Genomic DNA, 18,510 nt, shown 5'->3' with positions numbered 1-18,510 from the left:
TGTGTTTCATTTGTAACCCAATTTGTCCTGGATCGGGGTCATATTTCATCGATTTCGCGCTATCATTACCGTTATCTTAACGTCCGTAGTCTGTAGGTCCGTGTTCTGGAATACCGACAAATGAAGGCGCTCCCACCCGCTAGAATGGCGGACATATGAAGATCGCATCTATGAAAATGCCAGCAATCATCATTGCGTTTGCCTTGTTTATGGTACCCGGTGCGTCATATGTATTGTCCTCCGACACTATATTACAATCCCGGGAACCAATTTCGCCGCTTCAACCCGCTCCTGCTCTCGATGCACGCAAGGTGCGGCTAGGCGAGGACCTGTTTAACGACCCGATCCTCTCTGGCAAGAACCAGCTCTCCTGCTCGGCATGCCACAATCTTAATGTCGGCGGGACCTCTCGGATGCGCAGGACCGTGGGCTACAGTGGCAGGCTCCATCGGTACAATGCTCCGACCATATTTAATGTTGCCAACAATTACAGGTTCGGTTGGCGTGGAAATTTCACGTCGCTTGAGAAGCAAAACGAAGCAGTCCTGCTCGATCCAGATCTCATGGCGAGTGATTGGCAGACACTGCTACAGAAATTACTTCACAGTCGCTACGCTGCGCTTTTTCAAAATGCTTACGCCGAACAGCCATCGCGCGACAATGTTTTGGACGCTCTCGTAACCTATCAGAAAACTCTGGCGACACCCAACTCGCGTTTCGATCGTTACCTTAGGGGAGATGTCAGCGCTCTCGCGCCACAGGAGATACAAGGTTATGCATTGTTTAAAGCGCTGGGCTGCGTATCCTGTCATCAAGGATCTAACATCGGCGGCAATCTTTTTCAAGTCTTCGGGATTTTTTCCCGTCCGCAGCCGAACAAAGATCCTAGCTACGATGGTGATCTGGGACGCTTTACAATTACGCAAGCGGCCGACGACAAAGGCGTTTTCCGCGTTCCGAGTCTACGCAACGTCGCGCTGACAGCGCCATATTTTCACAATGGCCGTTCGGCCACCCTTGCTGAAGCTGTAGACGTAATGGCGAAAAGCCAGCTTGGTGAGGATATCCAACAAGCAGATATAGACGCCATAGTCAGTTTTCTGAACACTCTGACCGGAGAGTACCAAGGAAAGATACTGAAAGCAGAAAAATGACTGGATGCTCGCTCTCAGCGCTGGGGTCAAAAACCTCAAGATTTAGCCGTGTTCCTGACCGATGATACGGCCCGAACCACGCAGTGGTGCAAGTTGCTCAATAACGACGTCTGTCTCGAGGTAGTATCCAACTCCGCGTTCGGTTTTGATCATCGATGAACCTGAAGTTGAAAGCGCTAGCTTCCGTCTGAGCCTCAAGATCAGAACATCGATGCTTCGGTCGTACACTTCCTCTTCGTGTACCCGACTTGCGGCAAGCAATTGTTCTCGGGATAGTATGTGCCGCGGCGCTTTGAGGAACGCGACGAGAAGATTGAATTCCCCAGCTGTGAGCTTGACCTCATTGCCCTCAGGAGAGAGAAGTCGACGCTGACGGATGCTGAGCTTCCATCCTTCGAAATGAAAGATTTTCCGCTCTTTTTCGCGATTTTTTTTTGGTCGCTCCCGCATGACGGATCTAACCCGGGCCAAGAACTCCCTCAAGCCAAACGGCTTGGTAATATAATCGGAGGCGCCAAGTTCAAGGCCGACGACTTTATCGGCTTCTTCGAGCCTGTCACCGCTGATGACGATGATAGGTGCATCCGTTTTGCCAGAAAGGCTTCTGACTATTTCGAGGCCGTCCTCAAAACCAAGATTGAGATCAACCACCACGAGATCGACTCCTTCGGTATCGAGAACACGCGCCATGCTTTGGCTGTCTGGTACGGCCGTCACCCGGTAGGCAAACTTTGCAAGATAGTCCATCAGCATATTGCGGATGGCACTGTCGTCATCAATGACCAAAATATGTTTCAAAACATTCCCCGTATTCAATACACCCTCGCCGAGCGTGCTTCATGTTGCCAGCTAGAAATTTTCGATTAGCTTCATGCAGCGAGAGAACGATCAAAATCCCCTCGCAGTAGAGGACCAACCTGTCAGCCAGGTTTCAATTTTCTGGTCCCATGTTGCAGCTGTCATGCGATGCAAATTTGTGCGCTACACGCGCCTAGTCGAACGTAGCGAAGCATGAATAGGCAACGAAACAACTACTTTGGCCTCTTTTTCTTCCAACAGGTAGACATCGAAATCTGCAGTTTATTCCGTCGTCCGTGAAATAATTTTGGCAGCCGTTGTGGACATGGCTGAGCCAGCGGCGTGCTATCGCAGCCCCCCAACCACCAACTCATCAAGCGACTGAATTTTCCCGATTGACGTCAACGAACCGCCTCAGTCCAGGGCTTGTTCTTTCCCGAATTAGACCCGTCGATCCGGCATCGGAGATTGGGCACTGTAAAAAACAAGGATGGTCGCGACCTCCGACCTACGTCTGTACAGACACACCTATGCGAACACACATGCTCAAGCACGCAGACTGTCGAGGCTAAATGCGGTTAACCGCCTCGGCTAACTTTTTTCATCCCGACTTTTCCCTTAGGTTGACGATATGAACATATAGCTGTGGGCTCATTGTAATAGAAGGTGCGCCAATGTCCCTGCACTCGTTCCCCCAAGGCACTAATCGGTGAGCAGAGGGTAGAGGCTAAGCAGTAAGTAATAGGAGCGCTCAGTCTCGACAGCCACACAATGTGCGGTCTTGACTTGCAAGTCCGAGCCTCTTGCAAGGTCACCGTTGTAGAATGCGACACATATCTTCATCAGATTCGGTGCTGTTGGGATCCCGTTTAGCGCGAGGATCTCTCTGGCAGTTCCTCAAACGTCACTGCAAGAACACGTCTGCAACACGATTTTCGAGACCTGAAATCGATATTGACGCCAGCTCGGACATCTTAGGAGCACGCAGCCGCGGCTGCATTGACGACGTCACTTACGCGTTCCAATGCACGTTTCTCTGCGAAATCCGCTCACGCTTCGTAAACTGGCGGGCTGTTATCCGGAAAGCCGCACGTTGAATTGAAAGATGAAAAACGAGATCTATCGCAGGAAAAACGAGGGCTGGCTGAATGTACTGGGACCCCTAGTTAGACCACTCAACCCAAACGCAACCGATGCCGAAGGCTACGTAGTTATCCTTGGGGTCGCCGGGCCATGCGTCCCCGTTCCCCGCATCACCACGCGGACCGAGAAACCATTTTATATGCTGGATGGGCTACGGGCTTGCGGGCAATCGAAAAGCTGGCCAGCATGGAGGTCACGCACGGTTCGCTTATCTTTGCGGAACGAGCGTGACCATTGTCATCAGAGGCGCATTGTCGTGGCTGTACTATGACTTAAGGTTGGTCTGCATTATCTTCATAAGGTCAGCGTACATATCGGTGTCACCAGCTTGCACGCCGATTTGCGACAGGGACGTCTCCACATCATCTGTGTGAAGATCGACTCCCAAGTGTAGGGAGTGCCCGTTGGAGCTGGCGGTTGAAAATGCCGTTGAGGCTGCCTTGAGCATCGCCAACTTGTCTTCAGGCGGAGGCTGACCGTCGGCATCTTCGAACGTCACACCTTCGCTCGATTTAATCATCGTGTAGCCGGTTGCTTGCTGAAACATCGCCGCGCCGCGCGCATTCGGGCCACTGCCGTCACCTTTTGGAACCGAAACCGACACAGACGGCTCTGGGAGCTCATTGCTCCTGCCTGTCCAAGATGTCTTCTCGTCCTGGTCGCTGGCAGCGTCCGGATCGAAACCGCTTGAAACCGAGACCTCGGAGCGACCCGTCCTCGGTTTGGCAGAATAAGCGTACGAAGAATCTAAATGAGCATTCTTTGAAATAAGCATGATAATTGATCCCTGTCACAATGTGAGCAACTCTAAACAGCTCTGGCTTGTGTAGACCTGATGGATAGCTCGCAGGGGACGTTTGAGGGACCGCCTCAAAAAGAGGTGGGGGATTGCAACAGGTTATCATTTCCTCGAGTTTGCACAGATTCGATGGACTGACGATGGCCCGTCAAGGTCAGGGTTGATGCCAGCGATTCGCTTCAGCAAATCGCCGCAGGGATGTGGATTGGTCCACCGCCTTTCCGGATCTGAGAAAGGCCGGATACCGTCTGATGGGTGGTGGCGTAACCCCAACGGAGCAAGGTGCTGGCTTCATGCTGACGTATGGCGACGACTAGGGCACCGTCTCGTGACGCTATCGCGTCATATGGCGGTAGATCAGCACAAACCGATGATCGGCAGCAGCCGCGGCTGGAGTTGGGCCAAGGATGCAATGGGCTAAAGCATGGTCGGCTAGCTCCCTTCCAACAACCTCCACGCCATCGCAGATGCGGTCCGTTCACAGATCTGAAAGGTGTGCGGTACAGTTTCCACGACATTTCAGTATGATTGAGGCCTCCCCCCAAAGAGCTCCTTGCATTTCGTCGTGTTCAGATTGTAGTAGCGAAACGAGTTTTACCTGCGAACGCAGGTGCTCGACCTTCCACCTACCTAGTATATGTACCTAGTTCCAAGATGACCACGGGAGTTCAAATTTTGGCGACAGATCGCCTTGGCAGCATCACGGCTTTCATCAGAGTGGCTGAGCTGGGTAGCTTCGCGGCGGCGGGCCGGTCCCTTTCTATCTCGCCTTCGGCAGTAAGCAAAAGCGTGTCCCGATTGGAAGAAAGGCTGCAGCTACGACTGTTCCAGCGCACGACACGGACGCTGGCCATGACGGACGACGGCAGACTTTTCTTCGAACGGTGCAGCACCATCCTCAAAGATCTTGATCAAGCCGAAGAAGACATGCTGCAGCGCGCTGCCCGTCCAAGTGGTCTGCTTCGCATCGAAATGCCGACGGCTCTGGGTCGTCTGCGGATCATTCCCATGCTTGGGCAACTTACTTCCCGGTTTCCGGAACTGCGCATCGCCGCGACATTCGCCGACACCTTGACAGACCCGATCGCCACCGGGATCGATGCGGTGGTGCGGATTGGTTACCCTCGAGATCCGCGGCTGATGGTAAAGCGGGTGGGGACAGTGAAGTATATCACCTGCGCTTCCCCCGCTTACCTTGCGGTTCGCGGTAGGCCTTTAACACTGGAAGATCTCTCCCAGCACGACTGCGTGAGACGTGTTTCCTATGACCCGCCTGGCTTTGCCCCCTGGAGGTTTAAAGACGTTGAAACAGGTACACCTCTTGAACGCAGTGTCGAGGGCACGTTAAGCTGCGACAGCCCTGATGCCATGGTGGATTTCGGGCTTGCGGGCAGCGGCCTCGTGCAGCTTCATACGTATATGGCGGAGCCTCATATCGCCTCGGGCAATCTGCTGGAGGTACTTGCTCCTTATGCGGGCGATGGACCGCCGATTTCCATTCTGTTCCCCTCAAGCAAGAACCTGGCGCCGAAAGTGCGTGCTTTCATTGAGTTTGTTACTCACGTTCTCGACCAACGGTCTGCAACACCATAATCAACGCTGTTATAGGACAGCAAGCTCCAGCTCCTTTTGACATTGGACCGCACCCGTCTATCAGGGCCATGAGTGCAGGAGGTGGTTGTCGCCCCGTCATCGATCCCGAGGAAGCCTTGCGACCGAGTGAAGACGAATGTCGAGATTCACCCGCGCTTGCCCAGCTGTACAGGGCCGGCGAGCTCACGGCCGTATGGGTTCCTGACGAGCGACACGGAGCTATGCACGATCTTGCTCGTGCTCCTGCTGCGTGATGGGGAGGGAGAATAACCGGCCCGATTGCGTCAAGACGAGCGTCGTCCAACAAGAGCGCGTGTCAGGGGAGGTCGTTCTCGAACGATCTCCAGAATTGAGGGGCGCCGAATTCTGAAACGACGTTGTTTATGAAGGCGAGGCTTGTTGCTGAAAAGAGTCAAATCCTTTGGTGAGCCGGCGATTGATGCCAAGCCATGCGTGGGTCCGATCAACCATCCAGCACTTCGGCATATCCGTACCCCGTCAGCCTTGCCGCTCGTGTCGGTTGGAACACAAATCGATGCCGACTGAAACAAGTGAACATATTACAGGCGCTGCGCATGCAGCCGCAAATTTGGCTGCTCATGAGCAGTAAAGACGATGGACAATGCAACAGGCCTCAGCAATGCGGCCTTGGGCGCGTCGAGCTCGAACTAGGAGCGGCTGCAGGCAACAGCGGCAGATGCCAGCACTCACAGGGAGTTGACGCAGCGAGAGCTAGAAGCTGCAGAAGAATTTCATGAGGGACTTGAGGCGCCGGGGAAAATCACGGCGGAAATTCCGCGCTAGTGATCAATCATGCAAAAAGTGCATATTCTGATCCGCACACGTCGGCGTCTTTGATGAGAGAAGCAATGACAGCTGAGATGAAGGCACGGCACAATCTGAAAAAAGGGTGACAGCAAGTTTCCTGGTCGAGGCGGCATTCATGCCGAACGGATATTGCAGGGCTTCTCCGGTATCCTGCAGGTCGATGGCTATGCCGGATACAACAGGCTGATCGGGCCAGATAGGATTGGCCCAGACATTCAGCTTGCTTATTGTTGGGCGCATCTATGGACGCCCCAGACTTTGCAAGGGTGAAATAAGCCATTCCGGCGAAACCTGCGGCTGCAGTCATCTATTCGGCCTCTGAATGCGCCGCACCCTGCGACACCGGCCTTGATGGTAGATCCGCAAACCAGCTCCCAATCACGCTGCGCGAACTCGAAGTTCGATGCGCCCAACGGGCTCTGCTGGTTCCCGGTTTAGCCCGGCTTTGCCATCACTCGCTATTTATCCTCGCAACCACATCGACAGTCGAGGTCGAATTCGAAACTTACGCTGTTCTCATCGTCGCGCCCTCTCCGGGATGCCCGTACGTTCCGCCGAACATCAGCAACGCCCAAACAATACGCGCTGTTTTGTTCGCGACCGCAACAACAGCGACATTCGCAGGGCGGCGGTCTCTGAGCTTTGCAAGCCACGTCCAGGAACGCCCCCGCCAGCGCATGATCGAACAGCTACCGTGGATCAAGAGCCTTCGGAGATATCCATCGCCGCGCTTGCTAATCCCTCCGAGGTTCTCCTTACCTCCAGTCGAGTGCTGGCGTGGGACAAGCCCGAGCCAGGCTGCGAAATGTCGGCCCGACTTGAAATCAGACGGTTCTCGCATGGAGGACACCAAGGCTGTCGCCGTGACAACACCGACACCGGGAATTGTCATCAATCGTTGACAGGCGTCGCTCCCCTTCACAACCTGACAAGATCCCGCTCAATACGGAAGAGCTTCGTTTTGACCTCCCTCAGTTGCTCGACGAGATATCGTAAAGCATGGCGCGCTACGGCCGGAAGCTCCTCAAACTCCTCATCCTCAATCAGCTTGGTTAGAAGGCCAATATTGTGGGCGCGGTTTGGAGCAACGATGCCGAATTCTGCGAGGTGGCCCCGGATGGAATTAATGAGCGGCGTCCGCTGACGAATCAACATCTCTCTGACACGATGAAGGACCAGAACCTCTTGCTGCATCTCTTCCTTGATCGGAACGAACCGCATGGTTGGCCGCGTGACTGCTTCGCAGATGGCTTCTGCATCAGCAGCATCATTTTTGTTGGTCTTGACATAGGGCCGGACATATTGCGCCGGAAGAAGTCGAGCATCATGTCCTAAACTCCGCAGCAGCCGTGCCCAGAAATGGGAGCTTGGGCAAGCTTCCAAACCCACGAGGCACGGCGGTAGGGTGCGGAAGAAATTTTCTACCTCCTCACGCCGGAGCTTTCGTCGCATTACTGCCTTACCCGAGGCATCTGCGGCGTGAACTTGAAACACAGACTTTGCGATATCGAGGCCAACAACACTGATTTGAGCTTCCATGACAAACTCCTTGGTTGATACCCATCCATAATTAATCGCGACTGGCTCCGGCGGAAGGGGGCGTCCATACCATCATGCCCGGCGCAAGCTGGTGGAGATCACCCGCAACGGCTCAGCACCCATTGCCGAGGACGGCGTCAAGCGGATCGGTGAACTGTATCGGATCGAGGCCGAACTGCGTGGCCTCGATCCAGAGGCTCGCCTTGCGGGGCGACAGGAACGGTCTGCGCCGCTCGTCGCCGACATGCATACGTGGCTCGTCCATCACCGTGCCCGTGTCGCAACAAAGTCGCCACTCGGCGAGGCCTTGGCCTACTTCGCCAAATACTGGGATGGCCTGAAGCTCTTCCTGACCGATGGCCGCATCGAGATCGACACGCGTGGAGCGAACCATCCGGCCGATAGCCCTCAATCGCAAGAACGCCCTCTTTGCCGGACATGACGCGGGAGCCGAGAACTGGGCGACCATCGCGTCGCTGATCGAGACGTGCAAACTCAATGCGGTCGATCCGTTGGCCTATCTGGCCGACACTCTCACCGCCATCATCAACGGTCACAAACAAAGTCGGATCAATGAGCTGCTGCCTTGGAATTACAAGAGGAAGCAATATGGCAGTCTGAAGACTGCAGTCCGCCAATGCGATATGTAGAGAGGCCGCAGGTAATCTATAAAAGATGACATGAGTTATCGCCGACGCTAGGATCGACACATGTCACTTCATCCAGACATCCTCAGATTCGCCAGCGCACTTCGCAAACTTGAGACGCATCTGCGCACGAATGATGCGCCTCACTGGGCTAATGACATAGCAAGATGCGCAGCCTGGATTGAACAGTCTGACTATAACGGAGTTGAACGCTTCCTTAGGCTTTTCGGCGGGATGGGTTCGTTGAACGATCTTATTCTCCACCGCAATGGCCAAATGCTTACTATCGAGAATGACGAGTTGCGCACGTTGCTGACGCGAAGCTATGAGATGGCCGATGGGTTCCGCCGCGAGCGACTATGAGCAGGCTCGGCAAATTCTACTGTCGGTCGTAAGCGCTCTACTTTTGCGACGCGATGCGTGCGAACGAAGCAAATTCTTCGTCCCGCTAGGCTGAAATATTTGAAACCAATCCATACAGATGGCCAAGGTGCGATCAGGAAACCGCTTACAGTGAACTCGACGTCGAAAAATAAGGCAGCACCTCCAACGCTTCTTCCACAATCGCGTGGATCGCACGCAACGGATGGTTTCCTTTGTCCAGGGGACCTCGGAGAGTCGAATTGAGTGAGAAGGCGTGTATCCCGTATCCGGCTGCTAATGGTGACGCTAGGGGACGGGTGTTCAGGCCATTTTATCAACGGGAATATATTCTTTTTCGACTGCAAGGGTGGTGGTTCAAGGCAGCACTTCGGCGTAGATGGCGCGCTCGAAGTCCGCAAGTACATCCATGAACTGAGGATCAAGAAAAGGTGTAAGCTGCGTCATTAATACAGCGGCGACCTTTTGCGCCGGGTCAAACCAAAAATGTGTATTGAGCACGCCCGCCCAAAATTGCGATCCCCTCGATCGGCCGCCTGGGATATTGTCTTCCATTCGCGCGAAGCCAAGGCTGTGGCTTTTTCTGAAGCCGCGAAAGAAAGCCAGATCATTGGTTGCCATGGGTAAAGTAGTTTTCATCCGCGGCAAAAGTTTTTCTCCGATTTTGTTAGAGAGAAAATCGATTACCGTATCTTCTCTAAGCAGACGCCGACCTTCAAGCTCTCCGTGGTTAAGCCACATTTGAAGAAATCGGATGTAATCCGGTGCGGTGGAGTACAATGCGTGGCCCATCCCATGGAATTCGGGATTGTTCGGCGGATCGAGTGCGATCATTCCAGCATCCATCGACCCATCTGCTTGCCTTGAATAAATTGGGCCGAGATTTGCAACTATTTCGGCAGACAGCGAAAATTTGGTGGCATTCATCTTCAACGGTTCGAAAATCTCCTCTGCGCAGAAGCGGTCGATCGGGCGGCCATCAATCTTCTCGATAATTTGCCCCAGCCAATCGATACCGAGGCCGTAGTGCCAGCGTGTACCTGGATCTGAGGCAAGCGGCGAAAGCAAACTGGATTTTATACCGGACAGAACTGAGGGATGCTCCATAACCTCAAGATATTTTGCGTTATTTTTATCCCACAAGTTGTAGACGAGGCCCGAAGTATGCGTCGCGAGTTCAAGTAACGTGGCACCTCGCCGCGGCGCTCGCGTACGCGGCTGATCGCCCGTGAATCCTTCGAGAACTCTAAGTTGCTCGAATTCAGGAAGTATCGATGCGACAGGCCACGACCAATTAAGTTGGTTCCGTTCCGCCAAGATTGCTGCAGCCGTCGCGCATACAGCTTTGCCCATCGAAAAGATTCGGAATATCGTTTGTGTCGTTGCAATGTGATTGCCGGCCAGAGTTCCCGCTGCTCCGGTGAACAGCGTTACCTTTTCGTTTGCAACTGCCCCAACCAGGTAGGGCGCACCGCCTCTCGATACAGAACTCTCGAGAAGCTGCTGGAGTGACATGATGAACCTCATTTTATCGATCAAGAGGTCTGGTGACCCGTATGAATTCTGGTGCTGGTCAGGTGCGGTAGCGATGAGCCGACGACCGCCGAGCGAAAGACGACGTAAGCTACACCTTGCACCACTGCGGTTTACGGCTGTCTAGTCGTTGGAGCGAATAGCAGTCGCGCGACAGTCGGCTCTCAAATGATAAGATCACCGTCTTTCCCACGAACAATAGTGAATCGATTTCTATAAGGCTGAATAATGAGGGCTGGATTAGGCACCTTAAAATCGAGAACGGCAGTAGCTCATGCATTGATCGTTACAATAATCTCTGTTTTATTCAGTAACGGGATAGCGATCGTCTCGTTACTATTGAAGGCTTCAGGCGGGTGCTTCAGCAATGAAAGCCATATAGACTATCCAATCTATTGGATCGCCTAAACTCTTACGCTTGGCGTATGGGTCGAAGCTAATAGGCAATTGATCTGGAGCGAGATGTCGGGACTTCCGAGATCGTTTTCAAGACCTGCGAAGCGATCTGATAGGGGTCGCCCTGGGAGTTCGGACGACGATCTTCGAGGTAGCCCTTGTAGTCGTTCTTGACGAACGAGTGCGGCACGCGGATCGACGCCCCACGGTCGGCGACGCCGTAGGAGAACTTGTTCCACGGAGCAGTTTCGTGCTTGCCGGTCAGGCGCTTGTGGTTGTCAGGGCCGTAAACGTTGATGTGGTCCGTCAGGTTCTTGTCGAAGGCAGCCATCAGCGCTTCGAAATAGGCCTTGCCGCCGACTTCGCGCATGTAAGCAGTCGAGAAGTTGGCGTGCATGCCCGAACCGTTCCAGTCGGTGTCGCCGAGCGGCTTGCAGTGATATTCGATATCGACACCGTACTTTTCGGTCAGGCGCTGCAGCAGGTAGCGGGCAATCCACATTTCGTCGGCGGCGCGCTTGGAGCCCTTGCCGAAGATCTGGAATTCCCACTGGCCCTTTGCCACTTCGGCGTTGATGCCTTCGTGGTTGATGCCAGCGGCCAGGCAGATGTCGAGGTGCTCTTCGACGATCTGGCGCGCGATGCTGCCGACGTTCGAATAGCCGACGCCCGTGTAGTAAGGGCCCTGCGGAGCCGGGTAGCCAGCTTCAGGGAAGCCGAGCGGACGGCCGTTCTCGTAGAAGAAGTATTCCTGTTCGAAGCCGAACCAGGCGCCTGCATCGTCGAGGATGGTGGCGCGCGAATTGCTCGAATGCGGCGTAACGCCATCAGGCATCATGACTTCGCACATGACGAGAACGCCATTCATGCGCTCGCTGTCCGGGAACACGGCAACCGGCTTCAGGACGCAATCGGAGCTGCGGCCTTCGGCCTGCATCGTCGACGATCCGTCGAAACCCCAGAGAGGCAGTTCCTCGAGCGTCGGGAATGCGGCGAATTCCTTGATCTGGGTCTTGCCACGCAGGTTGGCAACCGGCGTGTAGCCGTCGAGCCAGATATACTCGAGTTTATATTTCGTCATCAGCTCGATCCCTTATATGTTCGTGGTGTTGCATTACAACTGAACGCTTCCTTTTCATTTCAATGCGTCACGATCCCATTTCATTGGAAATATATTGCCGCTTCGGCCGGCTCTCAAAGGCGAAGTTGGACTGCTAACACCAGCTCGCAAGCCAAGATGCTGATCCCGTGGTCTGAATGTCGCCACAAAGACAGACATCGAGAAATCGGCCATAATCCCGCCCCGTCGACCCGCTCCAAGACTGAGCCTTCCGGTTCGTGGCCAAGGCATTCAAACTTGGGATATTCAGGCGACAAGCCGCAAAATGCAACGCTAGTCGACGTCGCCCGCAAGCCGAGGGATTTGGTCGGCTCAACCGTCATTCAAGTGATGGGTTGTCGAGCGCTTTTTTGCCCGGATCAGCCGAAGCTCCGCCTATGGAAAGACCGGAAAGCAACCATCAAGTCAGCCATGACCTTCCTTTATGCCGCACCCATCATGACCATTCTCAGACGGATCGCACGCCGATCATGAATTGTCGGACGGACTACGCCCAGAGAGATAGCATCGCGTATTTTAAAAAAGAGTCGGCATCAGGGAATAAGTCGGGAAGCCAGATGTCTACTCTCCTGTAACGCGATCAAACCACCCGAAAGGTGCTCCGATGACCTTCTCAATCAATTCGAAAATGAAGACCTGTGCCGGACCACGACCTGTTTTGAGTGGCGTAAAGCGGGCCGTGATGATTGCTGTATCAGCAAGCGTACTGTCTCTGCTCGGTGCGTCGTTCGCTGTAGCTGGGTCACCTGCCCGTGCGGAAAATTGCGCACACATCAAGGATGTCGTTAAAACCGTGGGTCAGGATCTCTATCGCTATCGGGATCCACAGCATCCGGGCCTGCCGCTCTACACCTTGTATGTGCGCTCCGACTCTCAATGCAATATCGGCGAGGCATTGGAGCCGCGAGCCGTAGCATCATTGGATGGATGCTTCATTCAGACATGTGTCCAAGATGATAATGGCAATAATTAGCACTTGCTGATCTCAATCATCAGCGCAGTATGACAAACTCGCGTCCATTTTGCCAACGGCGGGCGTTTGTTCCCTCCGTCACCAAACTGAAGCCACCGTCGGCTTATGCGGAGATTTGTCAATCTCGGCCTGAAGTACACCAACTCGCCTACCACGCGAAAGCCCATGACTTCGCGCGTCTGTTCAAGCCCAGACAACAGCTTCGACGTCTTCCTCGATCTTTTTTGAAGTGTGAGGGAATTTCTATGCCGGAGCGATGTCTACGCGATGAAATTCACGCTCGTTTAAAGAAAGCCCACTATGACACATTTGTTCACACGTTTTGCTCTTGCCGCAACATGCATTGTCAGTCTGGCTGCACCCGCATGGGCGCATGCGCATCTGCAGGCCTCGACGCCGAGCGCTGGCTCGACAGTCCAAATAGCTCCCTCCAAGATTTCGTTGAATTTCACCGAAGGCCTGGAACTTGCCTTTTCCGGCGTCGCTGTCACCGACGCCAAGAGTGCGCCGGTCGCGATTGGTGATCCGGCCCTTGGTGGTGCCGACGCCAAAGAGCTTTCTGCAAATTTCAGCAACCCCCTCCCCCCCGGTCCTTACCACGTTGGATGGCACGCGCTTTCGAAAGACGGTCATAAGACCGAAGGGACCTTCGACTTCGTGGTCGGGCCGTGACACCCGAAAGCGCGATGGTTCTGACCCGTTTCTTCCATGACGGGGCGCTCAGTCTTGTTTGGGGCGGACTGGGCTATGCCACCTGCATTGCCGGACCCGACTTGAGACAGGCACTTGTCCGGCGGTTGGCGGCTATTGCTGACCTATCGGTCTGCATCACTGTGGCGACCAGTGCTGCGGCCTTTCCTATTCAGACTGCCGATATCACAGCGCAGTGGAAATCGGCATGGGATCTCGGCACGCTGCATCTTGTGGCCGAAACATCGGTGGGACAGGCACTGGCAGTGCAGATAGCCACCGGTGTTGGACTGGTCGTCGCTGTGTTGGTGCGAGCACATAGGACATCCGCCGCGATTGCGGGATCGATGTTGTGCGAGTTGGCTTTTAGTGGTCATGCCGCGGAGGGAAGTGGCTTTTCTGGTCTGATCCATCAAGCCATCGACTGTGTGCATGTCCTCACTGGCTGCGCATGGTTGGGGGCACTGATCCCCTTCATGACTGTCTTGCGTATGTCAGCCGTGCCGGAACTGCGACAGGCCTCGCTCAGGGCTATGAAGCGCTTCTCTGTATGGGGGCATGTGGCAGTTGCTCTAGTGTTGATCAGCGGCCTCGCCAATATCTGGTTGACGCTCGGTAGGCTGCCTTTTGACTTTACCTCTCCTTATGACCAGAAGCTGATACTAAAAATCTTCGCCGTCGGCCTGATGACATCGATCGCTATCGCCAATCGCTACGTGCTTGTACCGATGATACGCAAGCATAACTCGTCTGCACGTCCGGCTATGATTTATGGCTGCATTGCAGAGATCATTCTCGGTGCCTTTGCCCTTGGTCTTGTCGCTTCGTTCGGCCTCCAGGATCCTGCCTAAAATTTATTTCGTGTCGCTCGGAATAAACACCGCGCCGCGCTGTCTACCTCAATGCAACAACAGAGAAGAAGATGACCATGCAAGGTTCTTCCAGATATGTAATGACCCTATTTCTCGCATCTGCGGCGGCATTTTCCACTTACAATGCCATAGCTCAAGACGCAGGCAGCAACGTCGCCGTCGCAGCTCCAGTCCAAAGCGCTGCGGAAACAGCCTACCTGGCAGAAAACGATGCTGCCATGACAAAGATGATGGACGACATGTCCATTAAGCCGAGCGGCGACATCGACCGTGACTTTGTCACGATGATGACACCACATCATCAGGGTGCCATCGATATGGCTGTGGCTGTTCTGAAGTTCGGAAAGAACGAGCAGATTAGACGCATCGCCCAGGAAATCATCGTCGAACAGCAGCAGGAAATCATCGCGATGAAGCTCGCGATCGGCGACCCCCTGCCTGCCTCAGTTGCCGCACCGACGCAGGAAGCTGCCCTCAACGGAACCATGCAAGGCATGGCTCCGAATATGAAAATGTAAAGAAAGGTTTTCAAATGCTACGTTCATCGATCGCCGCCATCCTGCTTGCCAGCAGTGTGCTCTCTCCCCTCGCCGCATTTGCTGGGCAAGCACCCGAAGCCGCATCTGCGCCGGATATCGCCATCAGTCATCACGACCGCGTTTACGCCGCCGAGCAATTTTCCAACACTGTCTCGGTCACCGATCCGGTCGACAACAAGCTGCTCGGCGTCATCAAGCTCGGCGACCCTCAGCCCGGGAATCTCAGCCCGCTCTACAAAGGCCAGGTTTTGGTCCACGGCATGGGCTATTCTCCCGACCACAAGACGCTCGCCGTCGTCTCAATCGGTTCGAACTCGGTGACCTTCATCGATACGGCGACGAACGCGGTGCAGCACACGACTTATGTCGGTCGCGCGCCACATGAAGCCTTCTTCACCCCCGACGGCAAGGAAGTCTGGGTCACAGTGCGTGGCGAGGATTACATCTCTGTTATCGATGCCAAGACCTTTGAGGAAAAGACCCGCATCAAGGTGCCGGCCGGCCCCGGCATGCAGATCTTCTCCCCGGACGGCAAATACGGCTACATCTGCTCATCGTTCAATCCTGATACGGTCGTCGTAACGGTCGCAGACCACCAGATCGTAGGCCACGTGAAGCAGGAAAGCCCGTTCTGCCCGAACATCGCCGCCTCGCCAGATGGCAAGCAGGTCTGGTTTACCCTCAAGGATGTCGGCCGAACGCAGGTCTTCAATGCCCAGGCTCCCTTCAACCTGATCAAGAGTTTTGACACAGGGCCGATCACCAACCACGTCAACATCGTCCACAACGCCAACGGCACCTTCGCTTACGTCACCGTCGGCGGCCTGAACCAGATCAAGGTCTTCAACACCGAAACGCTTGAGCAGGTGGCCACCATCCCGGTCGGAAATCTGCCGCATGGCATCTGGCCATCGGGCGACGGCACCCGCATCTATGTCGGCCTGGAAAATGCCGATGCCTTTACGGCTATCGACACGCTGACCAACAAGGTCATCGCCACCGTGCCGATCGGCCAGGCGCCGCAGGCTGTCGCCTACGTTCCCAATGCCGTTCCGGAAGGCGATGGGTTGCAAAATCTGGTACCGCTCGGCCTGGCCGGAGACGCCGTCCATCTAAGGCTTGATGCCAAGACCAAGGGCAAAGATGGGTCGCCGACCAGCATCTCGCTCTTTAACCAAGGTCTCACCCAGGTGCTCCAGGCGTCTGTCACCGGCCTTGACCCCAAGAAGCCATACGTCCTTGCCCTGTCTGACAATGCCAACGGTAGCGGCACTCTCGAAAGCCTTGCATCTTTTATGACGAACCCTGCTGGTTCGGCTATCGTCAATACGGTGGGTCCGATCCGACAGATTGTCGAGGCCAAGCACAAGGATGAACGTCGTTATCTGGTCGTTGCCACTGCAGTGGATGGCAAGCCGGACAGCATTGTCCAAGTCCAAGCCGACTGACCGTGTAGGCCCGCCTCGATGAGGCGGGCTCCTCAACGACAAAGGTGACCAGTGGACGATATGCTTTCTCTTGTGGAACCGCTCATTCCGACCTTGCGGCGCTACGCCCGCGGGCTTCTGCGGGATGTCGAAGCGGCTGACGATACCGTGCAGGATTGCTTGGAGAAAGTCGTCGCCAACTGGCACCGTCGCCGAAACGACGATCCGCGCACCTGGATTTTTGCCATTCTGCATAACCTTGCCATCAATCGGCTGCGGCAAAAGACGCGGCGTGGCTATGCCATGCCGATCGAAGACATGCCTGAAGCGACGAATGCCACGCCGGCCACGCAGGAGGACGTCGTTTTCGGCAACGAGATTCTCCTTGCGATCGACAGGCTTCCGCCCGACCATCGAAGCGTGGTCTTATTGATTTCCGTTGAAGACCTGTCATACGCAGAGGCTGCCAAAGTTCTTGGAATTCCGCTTGGAACCGTGATGTCCAGACTTTCGCGAGCAAGAGAGCAACTGCGAGCCACACTTGAGTCGCCACGCACCAACTCCACAGCGGGGCAACCGCAGCTCAGGATTGTAAAGTCATGAAAAGACCAATCACAGAAGAAGATATTCAGGCTTACGTCGATAACGCGCTTCAGCCAGAGCGACACGACGAGGTCGAAGCGTACTTGAGCGCCAACCAAGATGAAGCTTTGCGAGCATCCGCCTTCAAAGCGGATGCCGCAACGCTGCGAGCTGCCTTGGATCCAGTTGCGCGAGAGCCAATTCCAATGCACTTGAACCTATCGCAGATCGCCGCAAGGCGGCAGCCAGAAAAACTTCCGGCCTGGAGGATAGCGGCGGCCGCCATGGTTCTCATCGTTGCCGGTGCAACCGGGGGCTGGGCCGTTCGCGGCTATTCACTGCCGCCGTCGGAAGGCGTAGCAGCACTCGCTCAGGAAGCGTCCGCAAGTTACACAACATTTGCCGGCAACGCTGTTCAGCCCGTCGAATTCAAGGCCGACGATCTTCCAGGCCTTACCGACATCGCGTCGATGACGTTAGGCACCAAGACAGTTGTGCCGGATTTGTCCCGGTCCGGTTACAGTCTCATGGGCGGCCGGATTGTCTCCACAGTGCACGGGCCAGGGTTCATGCTGATGTACAACGACGGCAAGGGCAACCGGCTGGTGATGCTAGCAAGGCACATGATTATCGATCAGAACAGGCCAATGGCCGTGCATGCCGACGGCAAGGTTAGCGGCTGGACCTGGGCTAGCGGCGGAATGGGTTTCAGTTTGGTCGGTGCTACCAATGCAGCAGATCTGCATCCGATTGCAGATGCGATCCGATCCCAAGTGACAACGTCATCGTAGGCGATTGTCTAACGTCTATTCCATTCGCCATCCACGACGCAAACAATTGTAAATCAGAGGACTCGAACTATGGCCGTATATCACCCGCCGAAGATCGCCAGTTCAGAGATCACGCCCCGGTCGATCTACCTCGGACGCCGCGCCTTCCTGACGGCTGCTGCCGGTGCCGGCCTGGCAATGACTGCCGGACAGAGCGCCATGGCGGAAGCACTGTCTGCGACGAAAACGGACTACAAGGTCGACGAAAAGCTGACGCCGCTGAAGGATGTCACGACCTACAACAACTTCTACGAATTCGGCCTCGACAAGGCCGACCCTGCCGCCAACTCCGGCAAATTCAAGCCACGCCCGTGGACGATCACTGTCGATGGCATGGTCGTCAAGCCGCAGACCTTCGACATCGACACGCTGATTAAGGCCTTTCCGCCGGAAGAGCGCGTTTACCGCATGCGCTGCGTCGAGGCCTGGTCGATGGTCATCCCCTGGGACGGTTTCCAGCTGTCGAAGCTGCTTGATATGGTCGAGCCGCTGGGTAGCGCCAAATACGTCGCCTTCGAGACCGTCGTCCGCCCTTCCGAAATGCCTGGGCAATCCGGCAGCTTCCAGTCGCTAAACTGGCCCTATGTCGAAGGCCTCAGGCTGGACGAGGCACGCAATCCTCTAACCCTGCTTGCCGTCGGCCTCTATGGCGAAACGCTGCCCAAC

General features: G+C 55.1%; 15 protein-coding genes and 4 pseudogenes. 14 read left to right on the top strand and 5 right to left on the bottom strand.

The window, feature by feature from the left end:
• Positions 1 to 155 precede the first annotated feature (155 nt).
• Positions 156 to 1,154, top strand: a complete 999-nt coding sequence (locus VH564_RS11695; RefSeq protein ID WP_423340015.1) for a cytochrome-c peroxidase — start codon at positions 156 to 158, stop codon at positions 1,152 to 1,154.
• 42 nt (positions 1,155 to 1,196) lie between these two features.
• Here the strand turns inward: VH564_RS11695 and VH564_RS11690 are convergent, their stop codons facing one another.
• Positions 1,197 to 1,952, bottom strand: a complete 756-nt coding sequence (locus VH564_RS11690) for a response regulator (protein WP_423340014.1) — start codon at positions 1,950 to 1,952, stop codon at positions 1,197 to 1,199.
• A 1,408-nt stretch (positions 1,953 to 3,360) separates the two neighbouring features.
• Entirely contained in the window at positions 3,361 to 3,870 is a 510-nt protein-coding gene (locus VH564_RS11685) for a hypothetical protein (protein ID WP_423340013.1), read from the bottom strand.
• A gap of 699 nt (positions 3,871 to 4,569) precedes the next feature.
• On the opposite strand from VH564_RS11685, the gene VH564_RS11680 reads away from it, so the two are divergent.
• From VH564_RS11680 to VH564_RS11670, 3 genes and pseudogenes are all read left to right on the top strand, one after another.
• The gene (locus VH564_RS11680; RefSeq protein ID WP_423340012.1) at positions 4,570 to 5,487 is read left to right on the top strand and encodes a LysR substrate-binding domain-containing protein; all 918 of its coding nucleotides are present in this window, start codon (positions 4,570 to 4,572) and stop codon (positions 5,485 to 5,487) included.
• A gap of 84 nt (positions 5,488 to 5,571) precedes the next feature.
• A pseudogene (locus VH564_RS11675) lies at positions 5,572 to 5,738 on the top strand (IS110 family transposase); the annotation flags it as partial.
• Between the two features lie 673 nt (positions 5,739 to 6,411).
• Positions 6,412 to 6,555, top strand: a pseudogene (locus VH564_RS11670) (IS66 family transposase); the annotation flags it as partial.
• A gap of 265 nt (positions 6,556 to 6,820) precedes the next feature.
• On the opposite strand, the pseudogene VH564_RS11665 reads toward VH564_RS11670, so the two are convergent.
• Positions 6,821 to 7,854, bottom strand: a pseudogene (locus tag VH564_RS11665) (IS110 family transposase).
• Between the two features lie 73 nt (positions 7,855 to 7,927).
• Here VH564_RS11665 and VH564_RS11660 point away from each other — a divergent pair.
• A pseudogene (locus VH564_RS11660) lies at positions 7,928 to 8,504 on the top strand (IS66 family transposase); the annotation flags it as partial.
• 60 nt (positions 8,505 to 8,564) lie between these two features.
• Complete coding sequence (locus VH564_RS11655) at positions 8,565 to 8,864, top strand: DUF6966 domain-containing protein (RefSeq protein WP_423340011.1); 300 nt, start codon at positions 8,565 to 8,567, stop codon at positions 8,862 to 8,864.
• Positions 8,865 to 9,239: 375 nt separating this feature from the next.
• Here the strand turns inward: VH564_RS11655 and VH564_RS11650 are convergent, their stop codons facing one another.
• Entirely contained in the window at positions 9,240 to 10,397 is a 1,158-nt protein-coding gene (locus VH564_RS11650) for a serine hydrolase domain-containing protein (RefSeq protein ID WP_423340010.1), read from the bottom strand.
• 454 nt (positions 10,398 to 10,851) lie between these two features.
• Positions 10,852 to 11,892: a glutamine synthetase beta-grasp domain-containing protein gene (locus VH564_RS11645; protein WP_423340009.1), complete on the bottom strand. Its 1,041-nt coding sequence runs from the start codon at positions 11,890 to 11,892 to the stop codon at positions 10,852 to 10,854.
• Positions 11,893 to 12,535: 643 nt separating this feature from the next.
• On the opposite strand from VH564_RS11645, the gene VH564_RS11640 reads away from it, so the two are divergent.
• The 8 genes from VH564_RS11640 to msrP all read left to right on the top strand — a co-directional run.
• Positions 12,536 to 12,904: a hypothetical protein gene (locus tag VH564_RS11640; RefSeq protein WP_423340008.1), complete on the top strand. Its 369-nt coding sequence runs from the start codon at positions 12,536 to 12,538 to the stop codon at positions 12,902 to 12,904.
• A gap of 300 nt (positions 12,905 to 13,204) precedes the next feature.
• Positions 13,205 to 13,576: a copper homeostasis periplasmic binding protein CopC gene (gene copC / locus VH564_RS11635; protein WP_423340007.1), complete on the top strand. Its 372-nt coding sequence runs from the start codon at positions 13,205 to 13,207 to the stop codon at positions 13,574 to 13,576.
• 14 nt (positions 13,577 to 13,590) lie between these two features.
• Positions 13,591 to 14,445: a copper homeostasis membrane protein CopD gene (gene copD / locus VH564_RS11630; protein ID WP_423340006.1), complete on the top strand. Its 855-nt coding sequence runs from the start codon at positions 13,591 to 13,593 to the stop codon at positions 14,443 to 14,445.
• Positions 14,446 to 14,516: 71 nt separating this feature from the next.
• Entirely contained in the window at positions 14,517 to 14,984 is a 468-nt protein-coding gene (locus VH564_RS11625) for a DUF305 domain-containing protein (RefSeq protein ID WP_423340005.1), read from the top strand.
• Between the two features lie 14 nt (positions 14,985 to 14,998).
• Positions 14,999 to 16,453, top strand: a complete 1,455-nt coding sequence (locus VH564_RS11620) for a YncE family protein (protein WP_423340004.1) — start codon at positions 14,999 to 15,001, stop codon at positions 16,451 to 16,453.
• Between the two features lie 51 nt (positions 16,454 to 16,504).
• Positions 16,505 to 17,035 (top strand): RNA polymerase sigma factor, encoded by a 531-nt coding sequence (locus tag VH564_RS11615; protein ID WP_423340003.1) that lies wholly within the window; start codon positions 16,505 to 16,507, stop codon positions 17,033 to 17,035.
• Positions 17,032 to 17,805, top strand: a complete 774-nt coding sequence (locus VH564_RS11610) for an anti-sigma factor family protein (protein ID WP_423340002.1) — start codon at positions 17,032 to 17,034, stop codon at positions 17,803 to 17,805. The genes VH564_RS11615 and VH564_RS11610 overlap by 4 nt, the downstream gene beginning before the upstream one ends.
• Positions 17,806 to 17,874: 69 nt before the next feature.
• Positions 17,875 to 18,510, top strand: a 636-nt coding sequence (gene msrP / locus VH564_RS11605; protein WP_423340001.1) for a protein-methionine-sulfoxide reductase catalytic subunit MsrP, incomplete at its 3' end; no start/stop codon positions are given.

This window comes from Rhizobium sp. HT1-10 (assembly GCF_049472505.1).
Lineage (GTDB): Bacteria > Pseudomonadota > Alphaproteobacteria > Rhizobiales > Rhizobiaceae > Rhizobium.
This window is presented reverse-complemented; position numbering and strand designations above follow the sequence as displayed.

Excerpts from the sequence above, each read along its gene's own strand:
- VH564_RS11695 (WP_423340015.1), top strand. The coding sequence starts at position 156 with ATGAAGATCGCATCTATGAAAATGCCAGCAATCATCATTGCGTTTGCC.
- VH564_RS11685 (WP_423340013.1), bottom strand. The coding sequence starts at position 3,870 with ATGCTTATTTCAAAGAATGCTCATTTAGATTCTTCGTACGCTTATTCT.
- VH564_RS11655 (WP_423340011.1), top strand. The coding sequence starts at position 8,565 with ATGTCACTTCATCCAGACATCCTCAGATTCGCCAGCGCACTTCGCAAA.
- VH564_RS11650 (WP_423340010.1), bottom strand. The coding sequence starts at position 10,397 with ATGTCACTCCAGCAGCTTCTCGAGAGTTCTGTATCGAGAGGCGGTGCG.
- VH564_RS11645 (WP_423340009.1), bottom strand. The coding sequence starts at position 11,892 with ATGACGAAATATAAACTCGAGTATATCTGGCTCGACGGCTACACGCCG.
- VH564_RS11640 (WP_423340008.1), top strand. The coding sequence starts at position 12,536 with ATGACCTTCTCAATCAATTCGAAAATGAAGACCTGTGCCGGACCACGA.
- copC (WP_423340007.1), top strand. The coding sequence starts at position 13,205 with ATGACACATTTGTTCACACGTTTTGCTCTTGCCGCAACATGCATTGTC.
- copD (WP_423340006.1), top strand. The coding sequence starts at position 13,591 with ATGGTTCTGACCCGTTTCTTCCATGACGGGGCGCTCAGTCTTGTTTGG.
- VH564_RS11625 (WP_423340005.1), top strand. The coding sequence starts at position 14,517 with ATGACCATGCAAGGTTCTTCCAGATATGTAATGACCCTATTTCTCGCA.
- VH564_RS11620 (WP_423340004.1), top strand. The coding sequence starts at position 14,999 with ATGCTACGTTCATCGATCGCCGCCATCCTGCTTGCCAGCAGTGTGCTC.
- VH564_RS11610 (WP_423340002.1), top strand. The coding sequence starts at position 17,032 with ATGAAAAGACCAATCACAGAAGAAGATATTCAGGCTTACGTCGATAAC.